Below are 19,491 nucleotides of genomic sequence, written 5' to 3'. Positions count from 1 at the left end.
ATTCGCCCCCTTGTTGTTTGTCCCTTCTGAAAGTATCGAAACACCTGTTTATTGCACCACCCCACCAGATCTAGAGTGAGATTGGATGTGAGCAAGAGAGCCTATAACTTCTGTGCCGGTCCCGCGGCGCTTCCTGAAGCAGTCCTGCAGCGTGCGCAGGGTGAACTCCTCGACTGGCATGGAAAAGGCCTCTCCGTGATGGAAATGAGCCATCGCAGCGATGAGTTCGTGTCCATTGCCGACAAGGCCGAGCAGGATCTGCGCGACTTGCTGGACATCCCCTCCAACTACAAAGTGCTGTTCCTGCAAGGTGGCGCCAGCCAGCAGTTCGCCCAACTGCCGCTGAACCTGTTGCCGGAGAATGGCACCGCCGATTACATCGACACCGGCATCTGGGGCCAGAAGGCCATCGAAGAAGCTTCCCGTTACGGCAACATCAACGTGGCCGGTACCGCCAAGCCTTACGACTACTTCGCCATCCCGGGTCAGAACGAGTGGAAGCTGTCGAAGGACGCTGCCTACGTTCACTACGTGGCCAACGAAACCATCGGCGGCCTGGAATTCGACTGGGTACCGGAAGTGGGCGACGTCCCGCTGGTTTGCGACATGTCCTCGGACATCCTCTCGCGCCCGATCGACGTGTCCAGGTACGGCATGATCTACGCCGGCGCGCAGAAGAACATCGGCCCGAGCGGCATCCTGGTCAACATCATCCGCGAAGACCTGCTGGGTCGCGCCCGTTCGCTGTGCCCGACCATGCTCAACTACAAGGTCGCGGCCGATAACGGCTCGATGTACAACACCCCGCCGGCGTTCGCCTGGTACCTGTCCGGCCTGGTCTTCGAGTGGCTGAAAGAGCAGGGCGGCGTGGCAGCGATGGGCAAGCTGAACGAAGAGAAGAAGCGCACCCTGTACGACTTCATCGACGCCAGCGGCCTGTACAGCAACCCGATCAACCTCACCGACCGTTCGTGGATGAACGTGCCGTTCCGCCTGGCTGATGATCGTCTGGACAAGCCATTCCTGGCCGGTGCCGAAGAGCGTGGCCTGCTGAACCTCAAGGGCCACCGTTCGGTCGGCGGCATGCGCGCCTCCATCTACAACGCTGTGGACATCAACGCGATCAACGCGCTGGTGGCCTACATGGCAGCGTTTGAAAAGGAACACGGCTAATGTCTGAGCAAGAACTCAAGGCCCTGCGTGTACGCATTGACAGCCTGGACGAAAAAGTCCTGGAGCTGATCAGCGAGCGTGCGCGGTGTGCCCAGGAAGTGGCCCGGGTGAAGATGGCGTCCCTGGCGGAAGGCGAGGTGCCGGTGTTCTACCGCCCAGAGCGTGAAGCCCAGGTGCTCAAGCGTGTGATGGAGCGCAACAAGGGCCCATTGGGCAACGAAGAGATGGCGCGGTTGTTCCGCGAAATCATGTCCTCGTGCCTGGCCCTCGAGCAGCCGCTGAAAGTGGCGTACCTCGGCCCTGAAGGCACCTTCACCCAGGCCGCGGCCATGAAGCACTTTGGTCACGCTGTGATCAGCAAGCCGATGGCGGCCATCGACGAAGTGTTCCGCGAAGTGGCGGCCGGTGCGGTGAACTTTGGCGTGGTGCCGGTGGAAAACTCCACCGAAGGCGCGGTCAACCACACCCTGGACAGCTTCCTGGAACACGACATGGTGATCTGCGGCGAAGTCGAGCTGCGTATCCACCACCACCTGCTGGTGGGCGAGAACACCAAGACCGACAGCATCAGCCGTATTTATTCCCACGCCCAGTCCCTGGCCCAGTGCCGCAAGTGGCTGGACGCCCACTACCCGAATGTCGAGCGCGTGGCGGTGTCCAGCAACGCCGAGGCGGCCAAGCGGGTCAAGGGTGAGTGGAACTCGGCGGCCATCGCCGGGGACATGTCGGCAAGCCTGTACGGCCTGACGCGCCTGGCCGAGAAAATCGAGGACCGCCCGGACAACTCCACGCGCTTCCTGATGATCGGCAACCAGGAAGTACCGCCGACCGGCGACGACAAGACCTCGATCATCGTCTCCATGAGCAACAAGCCCGGCGCGCTGCATGAGCTGCTGGTGCCGTTCCACGACAACGGGATTGACCTGACGCGCATCGAGACCCGTCCTTCGCGCAGCGGTAAATGGACCTACGTGTTCTTTATCGATTTCGTCGGCCATCACCGCGACCCGCTGGTCAAGGGCGTGTTGGAGCAGATCAGTCAGGAAGCCGTGGCACTCAAGGTGCTGGGCTCCTACCCGAAAGCGGTTTTGTGAGGCGTTAACATGAGTGGCAACTTCCTCGCCCTGGCGCAGCCGGGCGTACAACAACTGTCGCCTTACGTCCCGGGCAAGCCTGTGGATGAGTTGGCACGTGAGTTGAACCTGGACCCGGCGAAGATCGTCAAGCTGGCCAGCAACGAGAACCCGCTGGGCCCGAGCCCGAAGGTGCTGGCGGCGATTCGTGATGAGCTGGCCGAGCTGACCCGTTATCCCGATGGCAATGGTTTTGCGCTCAAATCCTTGCTGGCGCAGCAATGCCGCGTCGAGCTGAACCAGGTCACCCTAGGCAACGGCTCCAACGACATTCTTGAGCTGGTGGGGCGTGCCTACCTGGCGCCGGGCTTGAACGCGGTGTTCAGCGAGAATGCGTTTGCGGTCTACCCCATCGTCACTCAGGCGGTGGGTGCCGATGCGCGCGTCATTCCGGCCAAGGCCTGGGGTCACGACCTGCCGGCCATGCTGGCCGCCATCGATGCGCAGACGCGTGTGGTGTTTATCGCCAACCCGAACAACCCCACCGGTACCTGGTTCGATGCGCAGGCGTTGAATGACTTCCTGCAGGACGTACCCGAGCACGTGCTGGTCGTGCTCGACGAGGCCTACATCGAGTACGCCGAAGGCAGCGACCTGCCGGACGGCCTGGACTTCCTCGCGGCCTACCCGAACCTGCTGGTGTCGCGCACTTTCTCCAAGGCGTATGGCCTGGCGTCGCTGCGGGTGGGCTACGGCCTGTCCACTGCCGTCGTTGCGGATGTACTGAACCGCGTGCGCCAACCCTTCAACGTCAACAGCCTCGCCCTGGCGGCGGCGTGTGCGGCGGTACAGGACGCCGACTACCTCGCCGAGAGCCGTCGGATCAACGAAAGCGGCATGCAGCAGCTGCAAGAGGGTTTCCGCGCGTTGGGCCTGGACTGGATTCCGTCCAAGGGCAACTTCATGTGCGTCGACCTTGGCCAAGTGGCAGCGCCGGTGTTTCAGGGCCTGCTGAGCGAGGGTGTGATCGTGCGCCCGGTGGCCAACTACGGCATGCCTAATCACTTGCGCATCACCATCGGTCTGCCGGCTGAAAACGCCCGCTTCCTGGAGGCGTTGGCCAAGGTTCTGACTCGTGGTTGATGTCACTGCATTGCAACCTGCTGTGCCTATGATCGGTCGCCTGGTGGTGGTCGGCCTGGGGTTGATCGGCGGCTCCTTCGCCAAGGGCCTGCGTGAAAGCGGGCTGTGTGGTGAAGTGGTCGGCGTAGACCTGGATCCGCAGTCGCGCCAGCTGGCCGTTGAGCTGGGCGTCGTCGATCGTTGCGAGGCAGACCTGGCGCTCGCGTGCCAGGGCGCTGATGTGATCCAGCTCGCCGTGCCGATCCTGGCCATGGAGAAGTTGCTGGCGTTGCTGGCCGGGATGGATCTGGGTCGGGCAATCCTCACGGATGTCGGCAGTGCCAAGGGCAATGTGGTGCGCGCCGCGCAACGGGCTTTCGGCGGCATGCCGGCGCGTTTCGTGCCGGGGCACCCGATTGCCGGTTCCGAGCAGAGCGGCGTGGAAGCGTCCAATGCGCAACTGTTCCGTCGCCATAAAGTGATTTTGACGCCGCTGGAGCAGACCGAGCCGGCCGCGCTGGCGGTGGTGGATCGCCTCTGGCGCGAGTTGGGCGCGGATGTCGAGCACATGCAGGTCGAGCGCCACGACGAAGTGTTGGCGGCGACCAGTCATTTGCCGCATTTGCTGGCCTTTGGCTTGGTGGACTCCTTGGCCAAGCGCAACGAGAATCTCGATATTTTCCGCTACGCCGCCGGTGGCTTCCGTGATTTCACGCGGATTGCCGGCAGCGACCCGGTGATGTGGCACGACATCTTCCTCGCCAATCGCGAGGCGGTGTTGCGCACTCTGGACACTTTTCGCAGCGACCTCGACGCGCTGCGCGATGCGGTGGACGCCGGGGATGGTCATCAATTGCTGGGCGTGTTCACCCGTGCGCGGGTGGCGCGTGAACATTTCAGCAAGATCCTGGCGCGCCGGGCTTACATGGAAACCGCTGCGGATGCCGATGAGTTGACCTTTCTCGCCAGCCCGGGCGGCCGCTTGAGCGGCAGCCTGCGGATGCCCGGCGACAAGTCGATCTCCCATCGCTCGATCATGCTGGGGTCGTTGGCCGAGGGCGTGACCGAGATCGAAGGGTTTCTCGAAGGCGAGGATGCGCTGGCGACCTTGCAGGCGTTTCGCGACATGGGCGTGGTGATCGAGGGCCCGCATCACGGGCGCGTGACCATTCACGGTGTCGGGCTGCACGGCTTGAAGGCCGCGCCGGGGCCGATTTACCTTGGTAACTCTGGTACCTCCATGCGCCTGTTGTCCGGGTTGCTGGCGGCGCAGCGCTTTGACAGCGTATTGACCGGCGATGCGTCGCTGTCCAAGCGTCCGATGAGCCGCGTGGCCAAGCCCTTGCGGGAGATGGGTGCGGTGATCGAAACCGGCGCCGAGGGGCGTCCGCCGCTGACCATTCGAGGCGGCCAGGCATTGAAGGGCCTTGCTTACGCGATGCCAATGGCGAGTGCCCAGGTCAAATCCTGCCTGCTGCTGGCTGGATTGTACGCTGAGGGCAAAACCTCGGTGACCGAGCCTGCGCCAACCCGCGACCACACCGAGCGCATGTTGCGTGGGTTTGGCTATCCAGTGGCGGTGGAGGGCGCGACAGCGTCGGTGGAGTCCGGTCATGCGCTGATGGCGACCCACATTGAAGTGCCGGGGGATATTTCTTCCTCGGCGTTTTTCCTGGTGGCCGCTTCGATCGCCGAGGGCTCCGAACTGCTGCTCGAGCATGTCGGGATCAACCCGACGCGCACCGGGGTGATCGATATCCTGCGGCTGATGGGCGCCGATATCACCCTGGAAAACCCGCGTGAAGTGGGCGGTGAGCCGGTCGCTGACCTGCGCGTGCGTGCTGCGGTGTTGAAGGGTATCGAGATCCCTGAAGCGCTGGTGCCGTTGGCGATCGACGAGTTTCCGGTGCTGTTCGTTGCGGCGGCGTGTGCCGAGGGGCGAACCGTCCTGCGGGGGGCCGAAGAGCTGCGCGTGAAAGAGTCCGACCGGATCCAGGTCATGGCCGACGGTCTGCTGGCCCTGGGCGTGAAGTGTGAACCGACCCCCGATGGGATTATCATTGACGGCGGGCCGATGGGAGGTGGCGACGTCCATGCCCATGGCGATCATCGGATTGCCATGGCGTTCAGCGTGGCTTCCCTACGGGCGGCGGCGCCGATTCGTATCCGTGACTGCGCCAACGTAGCTACGTCTTTTCCGAACTTTCTTACACTGTGTGCCCAAGTCGGCATCCGTGTTGCCCAAGAGGCTCAATTGTGAATATCAAAGCACCGGTGATTACCATCGACGGGCCAAGCGGCTCGGGCAAAGGCACGATCGCCGGCATCCTGGCCAAGCGCCTGGGCTGGTGTCTGCTGGACTCCGGCGCGCTGTACCGCCTGCTGGCGTTTGCCGCACGCAACCATGGCGTCGACCTGACCAACGAAGAATCCCTGAAGCTGCTGGCGGCGCATCTGGATGTGCAGTTCGTCGGCGCGACGGAAGGTCATCCCCAGCGCATCATCCTTGAAGGCGATGACGTGACCGATGACTTGCGCAACGAACAAGTCGGGTCCTGGGCATCCCAGGTTGCCGCGCTGCCGGCGGTGCGTGACGCATTGCTGCTGCGCCAGCGGGCTTTCCAGGAGCCGCCGGGCCTGGTGGCTGACGGCCGCGACATGGGAACCGTAGTGTTTCCCGAGGCGCCGCTGAAGATTTTCCTGACCGCCAGCGCCGAGGAGCGTGCTCGCCGCCGTTACTTGCAGTTGAAGGGCAAAGTGGATGGTGTTAGTCTGTCGAGTCTGCTAGATGAGATCCGTGCACGCGATGAGCGTGATACCCAGCGCGCAGTAGCCCCGCTCAAGCCGGCGGCTGATGCCATACAGCTGGATTCCACGGAGTTGTCCATCGAGCAGGTGCTGGAACGCATCTTGAGCGAAATCGCCATCCGCGATATCGCCGGATGATCAAGAAGGCCGCAGGGGACCAGTCATAGTCCTGCGGTGGCTTCTTTTAACTGAAATTGACCCACACCGTCTGGGGTGTGGAGATGGGCGTATTCTTCGCCCTTATCAACAGGAATTAAAATGAGCGAAAGCTTTGCGGAACTCTTTGAAGAAAGCCTAAAAACCCTGAACCTTCAGGCAGGCTCCATCATCACCGGTGTTATCGTTGATATCGATTACCAAGCTCGCTGGGTAACCGTTCACGCTGGTCTGAAGTCTGAAGCTCTGATCCCGCTGGAACAGTTCTACAACGATGCTGGTGACCTGACTATCAATGTCGGTGACGAAGTTCACGTTGCTCTGGACTCGGTTGAAGACGGTTTCGGTGAAACCAAGCTGTCCCGTGAAAAAGCCAAGCGCGCTGAATGCTGGATTGTTCTCGAAGCAGCCTTCGCAGCTGAAGAAGTGGTCAAGGGCGTTATCAACGGTAAGGTTAAAGGCGGCTTCACTGTCGACGTTAACGGCATCCGTGCGTTCCTGCCAGGTTCTTTGGTCGACGTTCGTCCTGTGCGCGACACCACGCACCTGGAAGGCAAAGAACTCGAATTCAAGGTCATCAAACTCGACCAGAAGCGCAACAACGTTGTCGTTTCCCGTCGCAGCGTCCTGGAAGCAGAGAACTCCGCCGAGCGTGAAGCTCTGCTGGAATCCCTGCAGGAAGGCCAACAAGTCAAAGGTATCGTCAAGAACCTCACCGATTACGGCGCATTCGTCGATCTGGGTGGCGTCGATGGCCTGCTGCACATTACCGACATGGCTTGGAAGCGTATCAAGCATCCTTCCGAAATCGTCAACGTTGGCGACGAGATCGATGTCAAGGTTCTGAAATACGATCGCGAGCGCAACCGTGTTTCCCTGGGCCTGAAGCAACTGGGTGAAGATCCATGGGTTGCTATCAAAGCCCGTTACCCAGAAAGCACTCGCGTAACCGCGCGTGTTACCAACCTGACCGACTACGGCTGCTTCGCTGAGCTGGAAGAAGGCGTGGAAGGCCTGGTACACGTTTCCGAAATGGACTGGACCAACAAAAACATCCACCCTTCGAAAGTCGTACAAGTCGGCGACGAAGTGGAAGTTATGGTTCTGGACATCGACGAAGAGCGTCGTCGTATCTCCCTGGGCATCAAGCAGTGCAAATCTAACCCATGGGAAGATTTCTCTGGCCAGTTCAACAAGGGCGATAAAATCTCCGGCACCATCAAGTCGATCACCGATTTCGGTATCTTCATTGGTCTGGACGGCGGCATCGACGGCCTGGTTCACCTGTCCGACATCTCCTGGAATGAAGTGGGCGAAGAAGCTGTTCGTCGTTTCAAGAAGGGCGACGAGCTGGACACCGTTATCCTGTCGGTTGACCCAGAGCGCGAGCGTATCTCCCTGGGTATCAAGCAACTGGAAAGCGACCCGTTCTCTGAATACGTTCAGGACAACGACAAAGGCGCAATCGTTAAGGGCATCGTGAAAGAAGTTGACGCTAAAGGCGCCATCATCACTCTGGCCGACGATATCGAAGCGACTCTGAAAGCCTCCGAAATCAGCCGTGACCGCGTTGAAGACGCGCGCAACGTTCTGAAAGAAGGCGAAGAAGTAGAAGCCAAGATCATCAGCGTTGACCGCAAGAGCCGCGTAATCCAGCTCTCCATCAAGTCGAAAGACGATGCTGAAGAGAAAGAAGCAATCCAGAGCCTGCGCGACAAGCCAGCGACCTCTGACATTGCTGCTGGTCCTACCACTCTGGGCGACCTGCTGCGTGCACAAATGGAAAAACAGAACTAAGTTCTGTCAGACCATAGAAAAAGGGCGACTTCGGTCGCCCTTTTTTGTGCCTGAAATTCGTTGAATCAACCCCTCAGAACCATCGTGGCCCTTGAAGGGTCAGAACTGACTATAGTCTTTAGAAAAATGGTTCTCGTGTTGTTGCTTCAATAAGGATCTGAATGAACAGGCTGATCGTAATGCTCATAGTGGTGATGCTGGCAGGTTGTAGCACCACCAGCGCCAAGACCCATGCTCGACGCGGCGTCAGCGGCATCGAGATCGATTGTTCGGGCCTGGGCAATCACTGGGACAAGTGTGAGAGCCGCGCCGCCCGTGAATGCAAGATGCAGGGCTACAAGGTGATCACCCGGTCCAGCGATGCCAAGGACGAAGAGGGCGATTACCTCTTCGGCTGGAACCCCGCCGGCGCTGTAACCCGCACGATGTTGGTGATCTGTAATTGAGGCGGCAAACGCCCTATAGCAGTTCGCCATTTATCCTGCGGATAAGTTACCGACTGGGCTGTTCAAATACATCAAGTCATGCTAAAACCTTCGAAGCGCTTTTCCTAGCTGCTTGAAAAAGAAGGGAAAAATATGACGAAGTCGGAGTTGATCGAACGAATTGTCACCCATCAAGGGCTGCTTTCATCCAAGGATGTAGAGCTGGCCATCAAGACCATGCTCGAACAAATGTCCCAATGCCTGGCCACCGGAGATCGCATTGAGATCCGCGGGTTCGGCAGCTTCTCCCTCCACTACCGCGCACCCCGCGTGGGCCGTAACCCGAAGACCGGGCAATCGGTGAGCCTCGATGGCAAATTCGTCCCTCATTTCAAGCCGGGGAAGGAATTGCGGGATCGGGTGAATGAGGATGAAGAAGAGGGGCTTTGATTCAATTTCGCCTCGGAGAAGATCATGCTTAGATTCAAGCGCGTTTTATTGGCAGTGTTCGTCCTGTTATTGGCTCTGGTTGTAGTGGCCTTTGTGCTGGAGAACCAACAAGCTGCGTCATTATCTTTTCTCGGCTGGACCACGGCTGAGTTTCCAGTATCAGTGTTCGTGACACTGGCGTTGATCGCTGGTTTAGCTGTCGGGCCTGCATTGAGCCTGTTGCTCGGGCGTAATCGTTCGGGTTTGAAGAGCTAGCCGTTGCCAAGCGCTGCCAGCGCTCCCCCGTCTTGCCTGGGGGATTCAGATACCAGTCGCCCTGTGGCAGGTGGCTGGACGTCACGTATCCGTGATCGCTTTTGACTTTGAGGGTGCAGGGCTTAAAATAGTGATCAATTTCAACCCCTTCATCTTTAACTGCACCACACATAGCTGATTTTTCAGCCTGCATGCCAGCCAGCTTCGACGTTTTCCTTGAGCCTCTCGACCTCCGAGCCAATGCCGGGGGCGAGTAGGTTATGTTGGTCAGCAGGTTTTGAGGTGAGTGGCCGGCTAAAAGCTTGTCGTGCTGTGCGGGTTGCTCTAGGACCTATTATGTTTAGCGGAAAAACGCTTCTTATCACTGGCGGTACCGGCTCTTTCGGTAATGCGGTTCTTAAACGCTTCCTCGACAGTGATATTGCTGAAATTCGCATCTTCAGTCGAGATGAGAAGAAGCAAGATGATATGCGCAAGCGTTACGCCAACCCCAAGCTGAAATTCTATATTGGCGATGTTCGCGACTATCAAAGTGTCCTTAACGCCACCCGCGGTGTTGACTATATTTTTCACGCCGCAGCGCTCAAGCAGGTTCCTTCCTGTGAGTTTCACCCGATGGAAGCGGTCAAGACCAATATCATCGGCACTGAGAATGTGCTCGAAGCCGCCATTCAGAACACCGTTAAGCGTGTGGTATGCCTGAGCACCGACAAGGCGGTCTACCCTATCAATGCCATGGGCATATCCAAGGCGATGATGGAAAAGGTGATGGTTGCCAAGTCCCGCAATGTGGATGACGAAAAAACCGTCATCTGCGGTACTCGCTACGGTAACGTCATGGCTTCCCGTGGTTCTGTGATTCCTTTGTTTATCGAGCAGATTCGAGCGGATCAGGCATTGACCCTGACCGACCCGAACATGACGCGTTTCATGATGACACTCGCGGATGCCGTGGACCTGGTGTTGTATGCGTTCGAGCACGGTCGCAATGGCGATCTCTTCGTGCAAAAAGCGCCGGCGGCTACAGTCGAGATCCTCGCCAAGGCACTCACCGCGATGGTTGGCAAGCCTGAGCATCCGATACAAGTCATCGGCACTCGACACGGTGAGAAGCTGTTTGAAGCACTCCTCAGTCGTGAAGAGATGGCGTGCGCCGAAGACAAGGGTGACTACTACCGTGTGCCTCCAGATTTGCGCGACCTGAACTACTCCAAGTTCGTGGAGCTGGGCGAAGAAAAAATCTCTCGAACTGAAGACTACAACTCCCATAACACCGAAAGGTTGGATGTGGCTGGCATGCAGCGTCTCTTGCTCAAGCTCGATTTCATGCAGGCTATCCAGCGTGGCGAACATGCTACGCCGGAGGAGTGAGTCATGAAGGTATTGATCACCGGGGCCAACGGTTTTGTTGGCAAAAACCTGATTGCGCACTTGAGTGAGCGAAAGGATATACAGGTTGTGCCCTTTACCCGGGAAAACAGCCTCGCCCAATTGCCTTCGATGGTGGCCGATACTGACTTTGTTTTTCACTTGGCCGGGGTCAATCGACCGCAGTCTCAGGACGAATTCAAGGTGGGCAACACGGACCTGACATCCGCGCTTTGTGACGCGATCAAGGCGAGTGGCAAGCCCATACCCGTCTTATATACCTCCTCGATTCAGGCCGAACGCGACAATCCCTACGGGGTCAGCAAGCGGGCTGCCGAGCAGCTATTGGAAGACTTGCACCTTAGCCACGGCTCCACGGTTCATGTACTGCGCTTGCCGAATGTGTTCGGTAAGTGGGCACGGCCCGATTACAACTCCGCTGTGGCGACTTTTTGCCACAACATCACGCGGGGATTACCGATTCAGGTTAATGATCGGCAAGCTGAAGTCAGCCTGGTCTACATCGATGATGTCATCGAATCTTTCATTGTGGCGATGGATGCCGGAGTGTCCATCGACGCGGTCAATGAAGTTCGACCCGTGTACCGCGTGACGGTGGGGGAGTTGGCGGATCAATTGCACGCATTCCACGAGAGTCGCGCCACGCTGATCAGCGAGCCGGTAGGTACTGGACTGGTGCGTGCGCTGTATTCGACTTACGTGAGTTACTTGCCTGTCGAGCAGTTCACCTATGAGGTCCCGAAGTACGGCGACCCGCGCGGCGTATTTGTCGAAATGCTGAAGACCAAGGACAGTGGGCAGTTTTCTTATTTCACTGCTCATCCTGGAATTACGCGCGGTGGACATTACCATCACAGTAAAACCGAGAAGTTCCTGGTCATCAAAGGCAATGCCTGCTTCCGCTTCCGCCATATTGTGTCGGGTGAGTTCTACGAGTTGTTCACCCAGGGCGAGCAACCACGCATTGTAGAAACAGTGCCAGGCTGGACCCACGATATTACGAACGTCGGTGATGATGAGATGATCGTTATGCTGTGGGCCAACGAAATTTTTGATCGTGAACGTCCGGATACTTTTGCATTACCGGTTGGGACTCACGCCTGAGCCTGATGCAAACCGGGGCAAGTCCCTACGCTTATGATTCTGGAAAGAGTGTTGAAATGAAAAAGTTGAAAGTGGTCACCGTCGTAGGCACTCGTCCGGAAATTATCCGTTTGTCACGGGTCATGGCAGCGCTGGACAAGCACTGTGAGCATGTCCTGGTGCATACCGGGCAGAATTACGATTACGAGCTGAACGAGATCTTCTTTCTGGATCTTGGCATCCGCAAGCCCGATCATTTCCTCAATGCAGCAGGTGCCAGCGGGGCGCAAACCATCGGTAATGTGATCATTGCTGTGGACCGCGTACTTGAAGAAGAAAAGCCAGAGGCATTGCTGGTATTGGGTGATACCAACAGTTGCATGGCAGTCATTCCGGCCAAGCGTCGCAAGATCCCTACTTTTCATATGGAGGCTGGTAACCGCTGCTTCGATATGCGCGTGCCGGAAGAGATCAATCGCCGCATTGTCGACCATACGGCAGACATCAACCTCACCTACAGCACGATCGCGCGTGATTACCTGTTGCGTGAAGGCTTGCCGCCGGACATGGTCATCAAGACCGGTAGCCCGATGTTTGAGGTGCTCAATTACTACCGTGAGGGGATTGAAGCTTCAGACGTACTGGCGCGTCTCGGTCTGGAAGCGGGCAAGTTCTTTGTCGTCAGCGCCCACCGTGAAGAGAATATCGACTCCGACAAGAACTTCCTCAAACTCGTCGACGTATTGAATACCGTTGCTGCCCATTACGATCTCCCGGTAATCGTGACAACGCATCCGCGCACCCAGAAGCGTGTAGATGCCATGGGAGTGACGTTTCACAAAAATGTGCAGTTGCTCAAGCCCCTGGGTTTCAAGGATTACAACAAGCTTCAGTTGACGTCCAAGGCAGTGCTGTCCGATAGCGGGACAATCAATGAAGAGTCGTCCATCCTTAATTTCCCAGCGCTGAACCTGCGTGAAGCGCACGAGCGTCCGGAAGGTATGGAAGAGGCGGCAGTGATGATGGTCGGCCTGGAAGTCGAACGTGCCATGCAAGGCCTTGAGCTGCTGGAAAGCCAGGCGGTCGGTGAAGAACGTACACTGCGGCTGGTGACGGATTACGGCATGCCGAACGTGGCCGAGAAGGTTGTGAGGATCATCCACAGCTATCGCGATTACGTCATGCGCACTGTATGGAAGCAATACTGATTGAATAGCATCGCCCAGGAAAAACCGCTCAAGATTCTGGTAGTTACCCAGTATTTTTGGCCAGAGAACATGCGAATCAACAACATGGTCGAAGGCTTTGTTGCCAAAGGCCACGAAGTGACTGTGTTGACAGGATTGCCCAACTACCCGGAAGGGCAGGTGTATGCAGACTTTTTGCAGGATCCAGCACGGTTCTCACACTATCAGGGCGCAAACGTCATCCGCGTTCCGATGTTGGCAAGGCGCAAGCGCAGCATCACGCTGGCCTTGAATTACCTTTCATTTTTTACCAGCGCATCGACGATTGGCAGCTACAAGTTACGTGGTCAGTCGTTCGATTCGATCTTTGTCTACGCCGTATCCCCGATCATGGCCGCGATCCCTGCGATCGTGATTGGCCGTCTAAAGAAGGCGCCGGTGTTTGTCTGGGTCCTTGATTTGTGGCCTGAAACACTGAGTGCGGTAGGTATTGTCAAACATCCGAAACTGCTTGGGCTCGTAGGCAAGATGGTGTCCTGGATCTACAACCGGACCGACTATCTGCTGCTGCAATCGCGCTCTTTTGACGAGAATGTCAGAAAGTACTGCACCCGATCCATATCGAGCGACCGGCTGGTGTACTTCCCCAGTTGGGCTGAAGATGACTTTTCCGGTGATGTGAGGGTCGCTTCTGACCTGCTCCAGCGTGACGATTCAGTCTTTACTATAGTTTTCGCCGGCAATCTCGGAGAGGCTCAGGATTTCCCAGCGATCCTGCAAGCAGCCAAGGCCCTGGAGCGAGACTTGCCAGTGCGCTGGGTGATCGTCGGCGATGGTCGGGCCAGTGATTGGTTGAAGGCGCACGTAACGGAGCATCAGTTGGACAATGTCCTTTTGTTGGGACGGCATCCTTTGGAAAAAATGCCGGCACTCTTCGCCGTTGCTGACGCCTTACTGGTTTCGCTCAAAACCAATGAAGTATTCGAAAAGACCATTCCTGGTAAGGTTCAGGCTTATCTGGCATCGGGCAAGCCGATTATCGCGATGATTGATGGTGAAGCAGCCAGGGTTGTCGTTGAGTCGGGTGCCGGCATGGCGTGTGGCTCTGGCGATGCATCGGGGCTGGCAGACATCGTGCGTACCATGGGCGGTTTGTCGGCGCCAGAACTCGAAAAAATGGGCCGCTCGGGCCGCGACTATTATCTTGAGCATTTTTCCAAAGTGACCTTGTTTGATCGCCTTGAGGCGCTATTCAGAAAGGCCACCCTGAGGCGCAGAGATCGTCGATGAAAAAAGTATTATTGACCGGCGCTTCAGGCTTTGTCGGTCGGGCTGTGCTGGAGAAGCTGCGACAGGATTCTCAGTTTGAATCCGTGATCGCAGTGCGTAAGGCTTGGCTTGACGTGCCAGAAAAAGTAAAGCTGGTTCAGGTCAATTCAATCGACGCGTTGACCGACTGGAACGAGGCTGTCGCCGGATGTGCGGTCGTCATTCACTGCGCAGCCCGTGTGCACGTGATGAGTGATACCAGCGCAGACCCATTGGCCGAATTTCGCAAAGTCAATGTTGAAGGTACGTTGCAGCTCGCCAGGCAGGCCGCTGAGGCGGGGGTAAAACGGTTCGTATTCGTCAGCTCCATCAAGGTCAATGGCGAGGGTACAGCCCTGGGCGCGCCCTACACGGCAGATGCAGAGCCAGCCCCGGCAGATCCCTATGGCGTTTCCAAAATGGAAGCCGAGCAGGCTCTGCGGCTGTTAGCTGCTCAAACCGGCATGGAAGTTGTCATTATTCGGCCAACGCTGGTCTATGGGCCAGGCGTGAAAGCCAATTTTCTCAGCATGATGCGCTGGTTGAACAAAGGCGTTCCTTTGCCTTTTGGCGCGATCAACAACCAACGCAGTCTGGTGGCTTTGGATAACCTCGTGGACCTCATTGTCACCTGTGTGGAGCATCCGTCGGCTGCCAATGAAACCTTCCTGGTGAGTGACGGAGAGGATCTTTCGACGACCCAATTGTTGCGTAGAATGGCGGTCGCTCTGGATGTCCCCGCGCGATTGATACCGGTGCCTGCATGGTTACTCCAGTCCGGCGCATCACTGCTGGGACGCAAGGCACTGTCCCAGCGTCTGTGTGGCTCATTGCAGGTCGATATCGGCAAAACCCAACGACTGCTTGGCTGGGTTGCGCCCGTTAGCGTTGATCAAGCCTTGTCGAACACCGCCCAGCATTTTTTGCGGCCTTGACGTGACGATGGGTCCAGAAGACCCGTCAGCGGCTGTACGAATTCTATCGATTGAATTGGCAAGACGCTGCTCGGAGCGCGGTTTGCACGAATTCTGTTTTAGGAACTAAATCTCTAATGGCCATCTTTGTGGTGCTCACCGCGGTGCTGATTGCATCGTTCTTACTGACATGGGTGCTACGGCGCTATGCACTGTCGCGTAGCCTGATGGATATACCCAATGGCCGTAGCTCGCACTCGGTGCCCACGCCAAGGGGAGGGGGCGTCTCCGTAGTGCTCGCCTATCTCGCGGCATTGGCGCTGCTGGCATCCGCCGGGATGATGCAGTGGTCTGATGCCGTGCCGTTGCTCGGTAGTGGCGCATTGATTGCCCTGATCGGTTTTCTGGACGACCACGGTCATGTGGCCGCGCGTTGGCGGCTTTTGGCGCACTTTTCTTCTGCGGGATGGGCGCTTTTCTGGATGGGTGGATTGCCGACCATTGAATTGATGGGGTTTGATCTGGACCTTGGCTGGCTTGGGCACTTATTGGCCGCCGTGTACTTGGTCTGGGTACTCAATCTCTACAACTTCATGGACGGCATAGATGGAATCGCCAGTGTTGAGGCAGTCAGTGTATGCCTGGGGGCTAGCCTGGTGTATTGGCTCACTGGCCACGACCAGATCATCTTGCCGCCAGTCGTCCTGGCGGTTGCCGTAATCGGTTTCCTATACTGGAATTTCCCGCCAGCGCGCATCTTCATGGGCGACGCCGGCAGCGGCTTTATCGGCATCGTGATGGGCGTGCTTTCCTTGCAGGCCGCCTGGGCCGCCAGCGAGTTGCTCTGGGTGTGGTTGATCTTGCTAGGCGTCTTCATCGTCGATGCGACTTTCACCCTGGGGCGGCGACTGCTCCGAGGAGATAAAATCTACGAAGCACACCGCAGCCATGCCTATCAGTACGCGGCTAGAAAGGCCGGACGTCATTTGCCGGTTACGCTGGCTGTGACGGCAATCAATCTGTTTTGGCTACTTCCAATCGCACTGTGCGTTGGAATGGGCTTCAGCGGGGCAGGTGGGCTGCTGATAGCGTATGTACCGTTGGTGCTCCTGGCCCTTAAGTTTCATGCGGGCGAACTGGAAAAAACCGCATAATGGGGTCAGGCTGCAGTTGTATAGATATGCTAGTGCATGGCGGTTTATTAAGTTGAATGCAGGGACAGAGGTAATCAAAGGGGCTATGGACAAGATAAGAGCATACCTGCTGGGGATGTCGCGCCGGCAAAAGCGTTTTCTTCAGGTCGTCACAGACATCCTGTTGATCTGGTTTGCCTTGTGGATGGCGTTTGTTGTTCGTTTAGGCTTTGACGAACTCAGTAATCCATTTCTAGTTCATCTTTGGTTATTCATTACCGCGCCAGTCATCGCCATTCCTTTGTTTGTTCGGTTTGGCATGTATCGCGCGGTGATGCGGTACTTCGGAAATGATGCGTTAATTACAATCATCAAGGCGGTCACTCTCTCCGCCTTGGTGTTAGCGCTTGCCGTTTATGTATACAGCAACCATCAGGCTGTCGTACCGCGCTCCATTGTATTCAACTACTGGTGGCTGAGCATGGTCATGATTGGCGGTCTACGCCTAGCCATGCGTCAGTATTTCCTGGGTGATTGGTTCACGGCCGCGCAACATGTCCCATTCACCAATCGTGACGATGGCTTGCCCAAGGTTGCGATATACGGCGCCGGTGCCGCGGGCAACCAACTGGTAGCGGCCCTTCGGATGGGGCGCAGGATGCGTCCGGTTGCATTTATCGATGATGACGCCAGCATTGCAGACCGCGTGATTTCTGGATTGCAGGTTTATAAGCCGAAAAATATTCAACGCATGATTGATGAGACGGGTGTGGGCGAGGTTCTCCTGGCTATTCCTTCTTGTTCACGCGCCAGGCGCCGGGAAATTCTGGGTTACCTGGAAGGTTTCCCATTTCATGTTCGAAGCGTGCCAGGATTCATGGACCTTGCGAGCGGCTTGGTCAAAGTTGATGATATTCAAGAGGTCGACATTGCCGACCTCTTAGGTCGTGATTCTGTTCCACCCCAAGAGGATTTGCTTTCACGTTGCATCAAAGGCCAGGTTGTCATGGTGACAGGTGCGGGGGGGTCTATCGGTTCAGAATTGTGCCGTCAAATTCTGTTGTCAGGTCCCAAGCTACTGCTTCTTTTTGATCACAGTGAATTCAATCTCTACAGCATCCTGTCTGAATTAGAACAGCGGGTGGCCAGGGAGGCGAGACCTGTAAAATTGCTTCCTATATTAGGCTCGGTACGACACCCAGAAAAGCTGCTTGATGTGATGAAGCGTTGGAGCGTCTCCACCGTGTACCACGCCGCAGCGTACAAGCATGTTCCAATGGTCGAGCATAATATCGCCGAAGGCATATTCAATAATGTCATGGGCACTCTCAATACCGCTCAGGCGGCTCTCGAGGCAGGTGTCGCAAATTTCGTATTGATCTCCACGGACAAGGCGGTTCGACCGACTAACGTCATGGGGAGTACCAAGAGGCTCGCTGAGCTGACGTTGCAGGCGTTGAGCAAGGAAGTCGCGCCTGTACTCTATGGCGATCCCAGTAATGTTTCCAGGGTCAATAAAACCAGATTCACGATGGTTCGATTCGGCAATGTGCTCGGATCGTCCGGTTCCGTAATTCCCCTATTCCACAAACAGATTAAATCTGGCGGGCCTTTAACGGTAACGCACCCGAAAATAACTCGGTATTTCATGACTATTCCCGAAGCGGCACAGCTGGTTATTCAAGCCGGGTCCATGGGGATGGGCGGGGATGTCTTCGTCTTGGACATGGGCGAGCCGGTGAAAATAGTTGAACTGGCAGAAAAAATGATCCACTTATCGGGTTTAAGTGTGCGATCAGATAAAAGCCCTCACGGAGATATCGCCATCGAGTTTACGGGATTGCGTCCGGGCGAAAAGCTTTATGAAGAACTCTTGATAGGAGATGACGTCGTTGCGACGGGGCACCCAATGATCATGAGTGCGAATGAAGACTATCTGTCTTGGGACCTGCTCAAGGAGAAACTGCAAGAATTGATGAGCGCAGTGAACGACGACAATTATTCACTGGTACGTAAATTGTTGCGTGAATCCGTCAGCGGTTATTCCCCTGACGGTGAAATTGTAGATTGGGTGCATGAGCAACAGCGTAGACGTCGGGATCCATGATCCCAACATCAAGTGCGCTATTTAGAACTCATCCCTCTCTCGCACTAAGTCGAAAAACAAGTCGCGATTTTGACTGATCGATTCGGGAGCGCACAGGTGATGCTCAGAGAACTTGAGCATATGAGTGCGCTTTTCTTGTCTTTCCTGCCATGACGTTTTGGAGTAAGTGTCTATTGTTTCGGCAAATGCATTAGGCGCATCCAATGGCAATACCCACCCTAGATTGTCTCTCTCAAGCGTCCGCCACGGGGTCCTGTCGCTCAACAGAACAGGTGTGCCTGCACTGATAGACTCAGCGATCACATGCCCGTAATTCTCCCCTTGGGTAGGGAACAGAAAAAGATCGTATTCAGCGAATCTCCTCCTCACGTCTACCGGCAGTACAGTACCGCAGTATTGATATTGGATATTGCTCGGGAGAGAAGCAAGGCGCTGTTCGCAATGTTGCCAGTAAGGCAAGTCTTCTTTTGGACCAAAAATATCGAACTGAACATCGCACTTTGTTTTCGCAAGCACGGCGATAGCAAAGTCGAGATTTTTCATCGGAGATATTCGCGATAGAAAAATAACACGCAAAAGTCCGGTATGCCCCTCGACGCTCACCAACGGTTCAGGCTCGGCTGGAGAGGAAGACTGCATGGCGGGAAGGTCCGACGCTATTTTGATTGTTTTTTCGTCTGCGGATATACCTGTTCTTATATCGTCGGCTTCAAACTGACTTGACGCTTGGAAAGTTAAGTTCCTATCGAGCCTTAAAAACCTAAATGTTGCCAAGTACAATTTTTTCTTAAGCATTTTTATTTTAAGCGCTGCTGGAGAAAATTCACCTCGCGGCGCGAGCACTACCGGTGCGGTATCTTTGCGTGATAAAAGCTTGAAGATAAGCGGCAAAATGGTGAATGTAGTGTCGAAAAAGCTATTTAAATAGATAATGTCATGAGGCGTGTTTTTAATTATCTGACGAATATCAGGGTAGTTAGCTTTTTCCGGCGGCAAATAATAAACATAGGAATTGCCCAGCTTTTGCCATCCGCCTATTTTTACGGAGGGGTAGGGTTCAGAGCAATGTCATCAACCTAAGCTGCAGCCCTGCCCAAGGCAAGCCCCCCCG

General features: G+C 56.2%; 17 protein-coding genes. 16 read left to right on the top strand and 1 reads right to left on the bottom strand.

What is annotated here, in order from left to right; all coding sequences use genetic code 11:
• Positions 1-87: 87 nt before the first annotated feature.
• From serC to H096_RS27720, 16 genes are all read left to right on the top strand, one after another.
• Positions 88-1,173 carry a 3-phosphoserine/phosphohydroxythreonine transaminase gene (gene serC, locus H096_RS27795; RefSeq protein WP_033902831.1) on the top strand — a complete coding sequence of 362 codons (1,086 nt, stop codon included), beginning with the start codon at positions 88-90 and terminating at the stop codon, positions 1,171-1,173.
• Complete coding sequence (gene pheA, locus H096_RS27790; protein WP_033902524.1) at positions 1,173-2,267, top strand: prephenate dehydratase; 1,095 nt, start codon at positions 1,173-1,175, stop codon at positions 2,265-2,267. Before serC ends, pheA begins: the two co-directional genes overlap by 1 nt.
• 9 nt (positions 2,268-2,276) lie before the next feature.
• A complete protein-coding gene (gene hisC / locus H096_RS27785; protein WP_033902523.1) occupies positions 2,277-3,389 on the top strand; it encodes a histidinol-phosphate transaminase in 1,113 nt (370 codons plus the stop codon).
• Between the two features lie 28 nt (positions 3,390-3,417).
• On the top strand, positions 3,418-5,628 hold the full coding sequence (locus H096_RS27780; RefSeq protein ID WP_033902522.1) for a bifunctional prephenate dehydrogenase/3-phosphoshikimate 1-carboxyvinyltransferase: 2,211 nt from the start codon (positions 3,418-3,420) through the stop codon (positions 5,626-5,628).
• Positions 5,625-6,314, top strand: a complete 690-nt coding sequence (cmk, locus tag H096_RS27775; RefSeq protein WP_033902521.1) for a (d)CMP kinase — start codon at positions 5,625-5,627, stop codon at positions 6,312-6,314. Before H096_RS27780 ends, cmk begins: the two co-directional genes overlap by 4 nt.
• A 120-nt stretch (positions 6,315-6,434) precedes the next feature.
• Positions 6,435-8,129, top strand: coding sequence for a 30S ribosomal protein S1 (gene rpsA / locus H096_RS27770; protein ID WP_033902520.1), 1,695 nt, complete (start codon positions 6,435-6,437; stop codon positions 8,127-8,129).
• Between the two features lie 161 nt (positions 8,130-8,290).
• Positions 8,291-8,575, top strand: coding sequence for a hypothetical protein (locus tag H096_RS27765; protein ID WP_033902519.1), 285 nt, complete (start codon positions 8,291-8,293; stop codon positions 8,573-8,575).
• Between the two features lie 132 nt (positions 8,576-8,707).
• Positions 8,708-9,004, top strand: coding sequence for an integration host factor subunit beta (ihfB, locus tag H096_RS27760; RefSeq protein WP_003369729.1), 297 nt, complete (start codon positions 8,708-8,710; stop codon positions 9,002-9,004).
• 24 nt (positions 9,005-9,028) lie between these two features.
• Complete coding sequence (locus tag H096_RS27755) at positions 9,029-9,259, top strand: lipopolysaccharide assembly protein LapA domain-containing protein (protein WP_033902518.1); 231 nt, start codon at positions 9,029-9,031, stop codon at positions 9,257-9,259.
• A 336-nt stretch (positions 9,260-9,595) separates the two neighbouring features.
• A complete protein-coding gene (locus H096_RS27750) occupies positions 9,596-10,630 on the top strand; it encodes a polysaccharide biosynthesis protein (RefSeq protein ID WP_033902517.1) in 1,035 nt (344 codons plus the stop codon).
• Positions 10,631-10,633: 3 nt separating this feature from the next.
• On the top strand, positions 10,634-11,752 hold the full coding sequence (locus H096_RS27745) for a capsular polysaccharide biosynthesis protein CapF (protein WP_033902516.1): 1,119 nt from the start codon (positions 10,634-10,636) through the stop codon (positions 11,750-11,752).
• Between the two features lie 56 nt (positions 11,753-11,808).
• Positions 11,809-12,939 (top strand): UDP-N-acetylglucosamine 2-epimerase (non-hydrolyzing), encoded by a 1,131-nt coding sequence (gene wecB, locus H096_RS27740; RefSeq protein WP_033902515.1) that lies wholly within the window; start codon positions 11,809-11,811, stop codon positions 12,937-12,939.
• Positions 12,940-14,208: a glycosyltransferase family 4 protein gene (locus H096_RS27735; RefSeq protein ID WP_033902514.1), complete on the top strand. Its 1,269-nt coding sequence runs from the start codon at positions 12,940-12,942 to the stop codon at positions 14,206-14,208. It abuts the gene before it with no gap.
• The gene (locus H096_RS27730; protein ID WP_033902513.1) at positions 14,205-15,161 is read left to right on the top strand and encodes an SDR family oxidoreductase; all 957 of its coding nucleotides are present in this window, start codon (positions 14,205-14,207) and stop codon (positions 15,159-15,161) included. Before H096_RS27735 ends, H096_RS27730 begins: the two co-directional genes overlap by 4 nt.
• Positions 15,162-15,277: 116 nt before the next feature.
• Positions 15,278-16,294, top strand: coding sequence for a glycosyltransferase family 4 protein (locus H096_RS27725; protein ID WP_033902512.1), 1,017 nt, complete (start codon positions 15,278-15,280; stop codon positions 16,292-16,294).
• 85 nt (positions 16,295-16,379) lie between these two features.
• The gene (locus H096_RS27720; protein ID WP_033902511.1) at positions 16,380-18,380 is read left to right on the top strand and encodes a nucleoside-diphosphate sugar epimerase/dehydratase; all 2,001 of its coding nucleotides are present in this window, start codon (positions 16,380-16,382) and stop codon (positions 18,378-18,380) included.
• 21 nt (positions 18,381-18,401) lie between these two features.
• Here H096_RS27720 and H096_RS27715 read toward each other — a convergent pair whose 3' ends face one another.
• The gene (locus H096_RS27715; protein ID WP_156717535.1) at positions 18,402-19,376 is read right to left on the bottom strand and encodes a glycosyltransferase family 4 protein; all 975 of its coding nucleotides are present in this window, start codon (positions 19,374-19,376) and stop codon (positions 18,402-18,404) included.
• Positions 19,377-19,491 lie beyond the last annotated feature (115 nt).

Origin of the sequence: Pseudomonas sp. FH1 (assembly GCF_000510895.2) — a bacterium.
Lineage (GTDB): Bacteria > Pseudomonadota > Gammaproteobacteria > Pseudomonadales > Pseudomonadaceae > Aquipseudomonas > Aquipseudomonas azotoformans_A.
This window is presented reverse-complemented; position numbering and strand designations above follow the sequence as displayed.

What these genes read in the sequence shown, in the direction of transcription:
- pheA (WP_033902524.1), top strand. Translation starts at nt 1,173, where the DNA reads ATGTCTGAGCAAGAACTCAAGGCCCTGCGTGTACGCATTGACAGCCTG.
- hisC (WP_033902523.1), top strand. Translation starts at nt 2,277, where the DNA reads ATGAGTGGCAACTTCCTCGCCCTGGCGCAGCCGGGCGTACAACAACTG.
- H096_RS27780 (WP_033902522.1), top strand. Translation starts at nt 3,418, where the DNA reads ATGATCGGTCGCCTGGTGGTGGTCGGCCTGGGGTTGATCGGCGGCTCC.
- rpsA (WP_033902520.1), top strand. Translation starts at nt 6,435, where the DNA reads ATGAGCGAAAGCTTTGCGGAACTCTTTGAAGAAAGCCTAAAAACCCTG.
- H096_RS27765 (WP_033902519.1), top strand. Translation starts at nt 8,291, where the DNA reads ATGAACAGGCTGATCGTAATGCTCATAGTGGTGATGCTGGCAGGTTGT.
- ihfB (WP_003369729.1), top strand. Translation starts at nt 8,708, where the DNA reads ATGACGAAGTCGGAGTTGATCGAACGAATTGTCACCCATCAAGGGCTG.
- H096_RS27755 (WP_033902518.1), top strand. Translation starts at nt 9,029, where the DNA reads ATGCTTAGATTCAAGCGCGTTTTATTGGCAGTGTTCGTCCTGTTATTG.
- H096_RS27750 (WP_033902517.1), top strand. Translation starts at nt 9,596, where the DNA reads ATGTTTAGCGGAAAAACGCTTCTTATCACTGGCGGTACCGGCTCTTTC.
- H096_RS27745 (WP_033902516.1), top strand. Translation starts at nt 10,634, where the DNA reads ATGAAGGTATTGATCACCGGGGCCAACGGTTTTGTTGGCAAAAACCTG.
- wecB (WP_033902515.1), top strand. Translation starts at nt 11,809, where the DNA reads ATGAAAAAGTTGAAAGTGGTCACCGTCGTAGGCACTCGTCCGGAAATT.
- H096_RS27730 (WP_033902513.1), top strand. Translation starts at nt 14,205, where the DNA reads ATGAAAAAAGTATTATTGACCGGCGCTTCAGGCTTTGTCGGTCGGGCT.
- H096_RS27725 (WP_033902512.1), top strand. Translation starts at nt 15,278, where the DNA reads ATGGCCATCTTTGTGGTGCTCACCGCGGTGCTGATTGCATCGTTCTTA.
- H096_RS27720 (WP_033902511.1), top strand. Translation starts at nt 16,380, where the DNA reads ATGGACAAGATAAGAGCATACCTGCTGGGGATGTCGCGCCGGCAAAAG.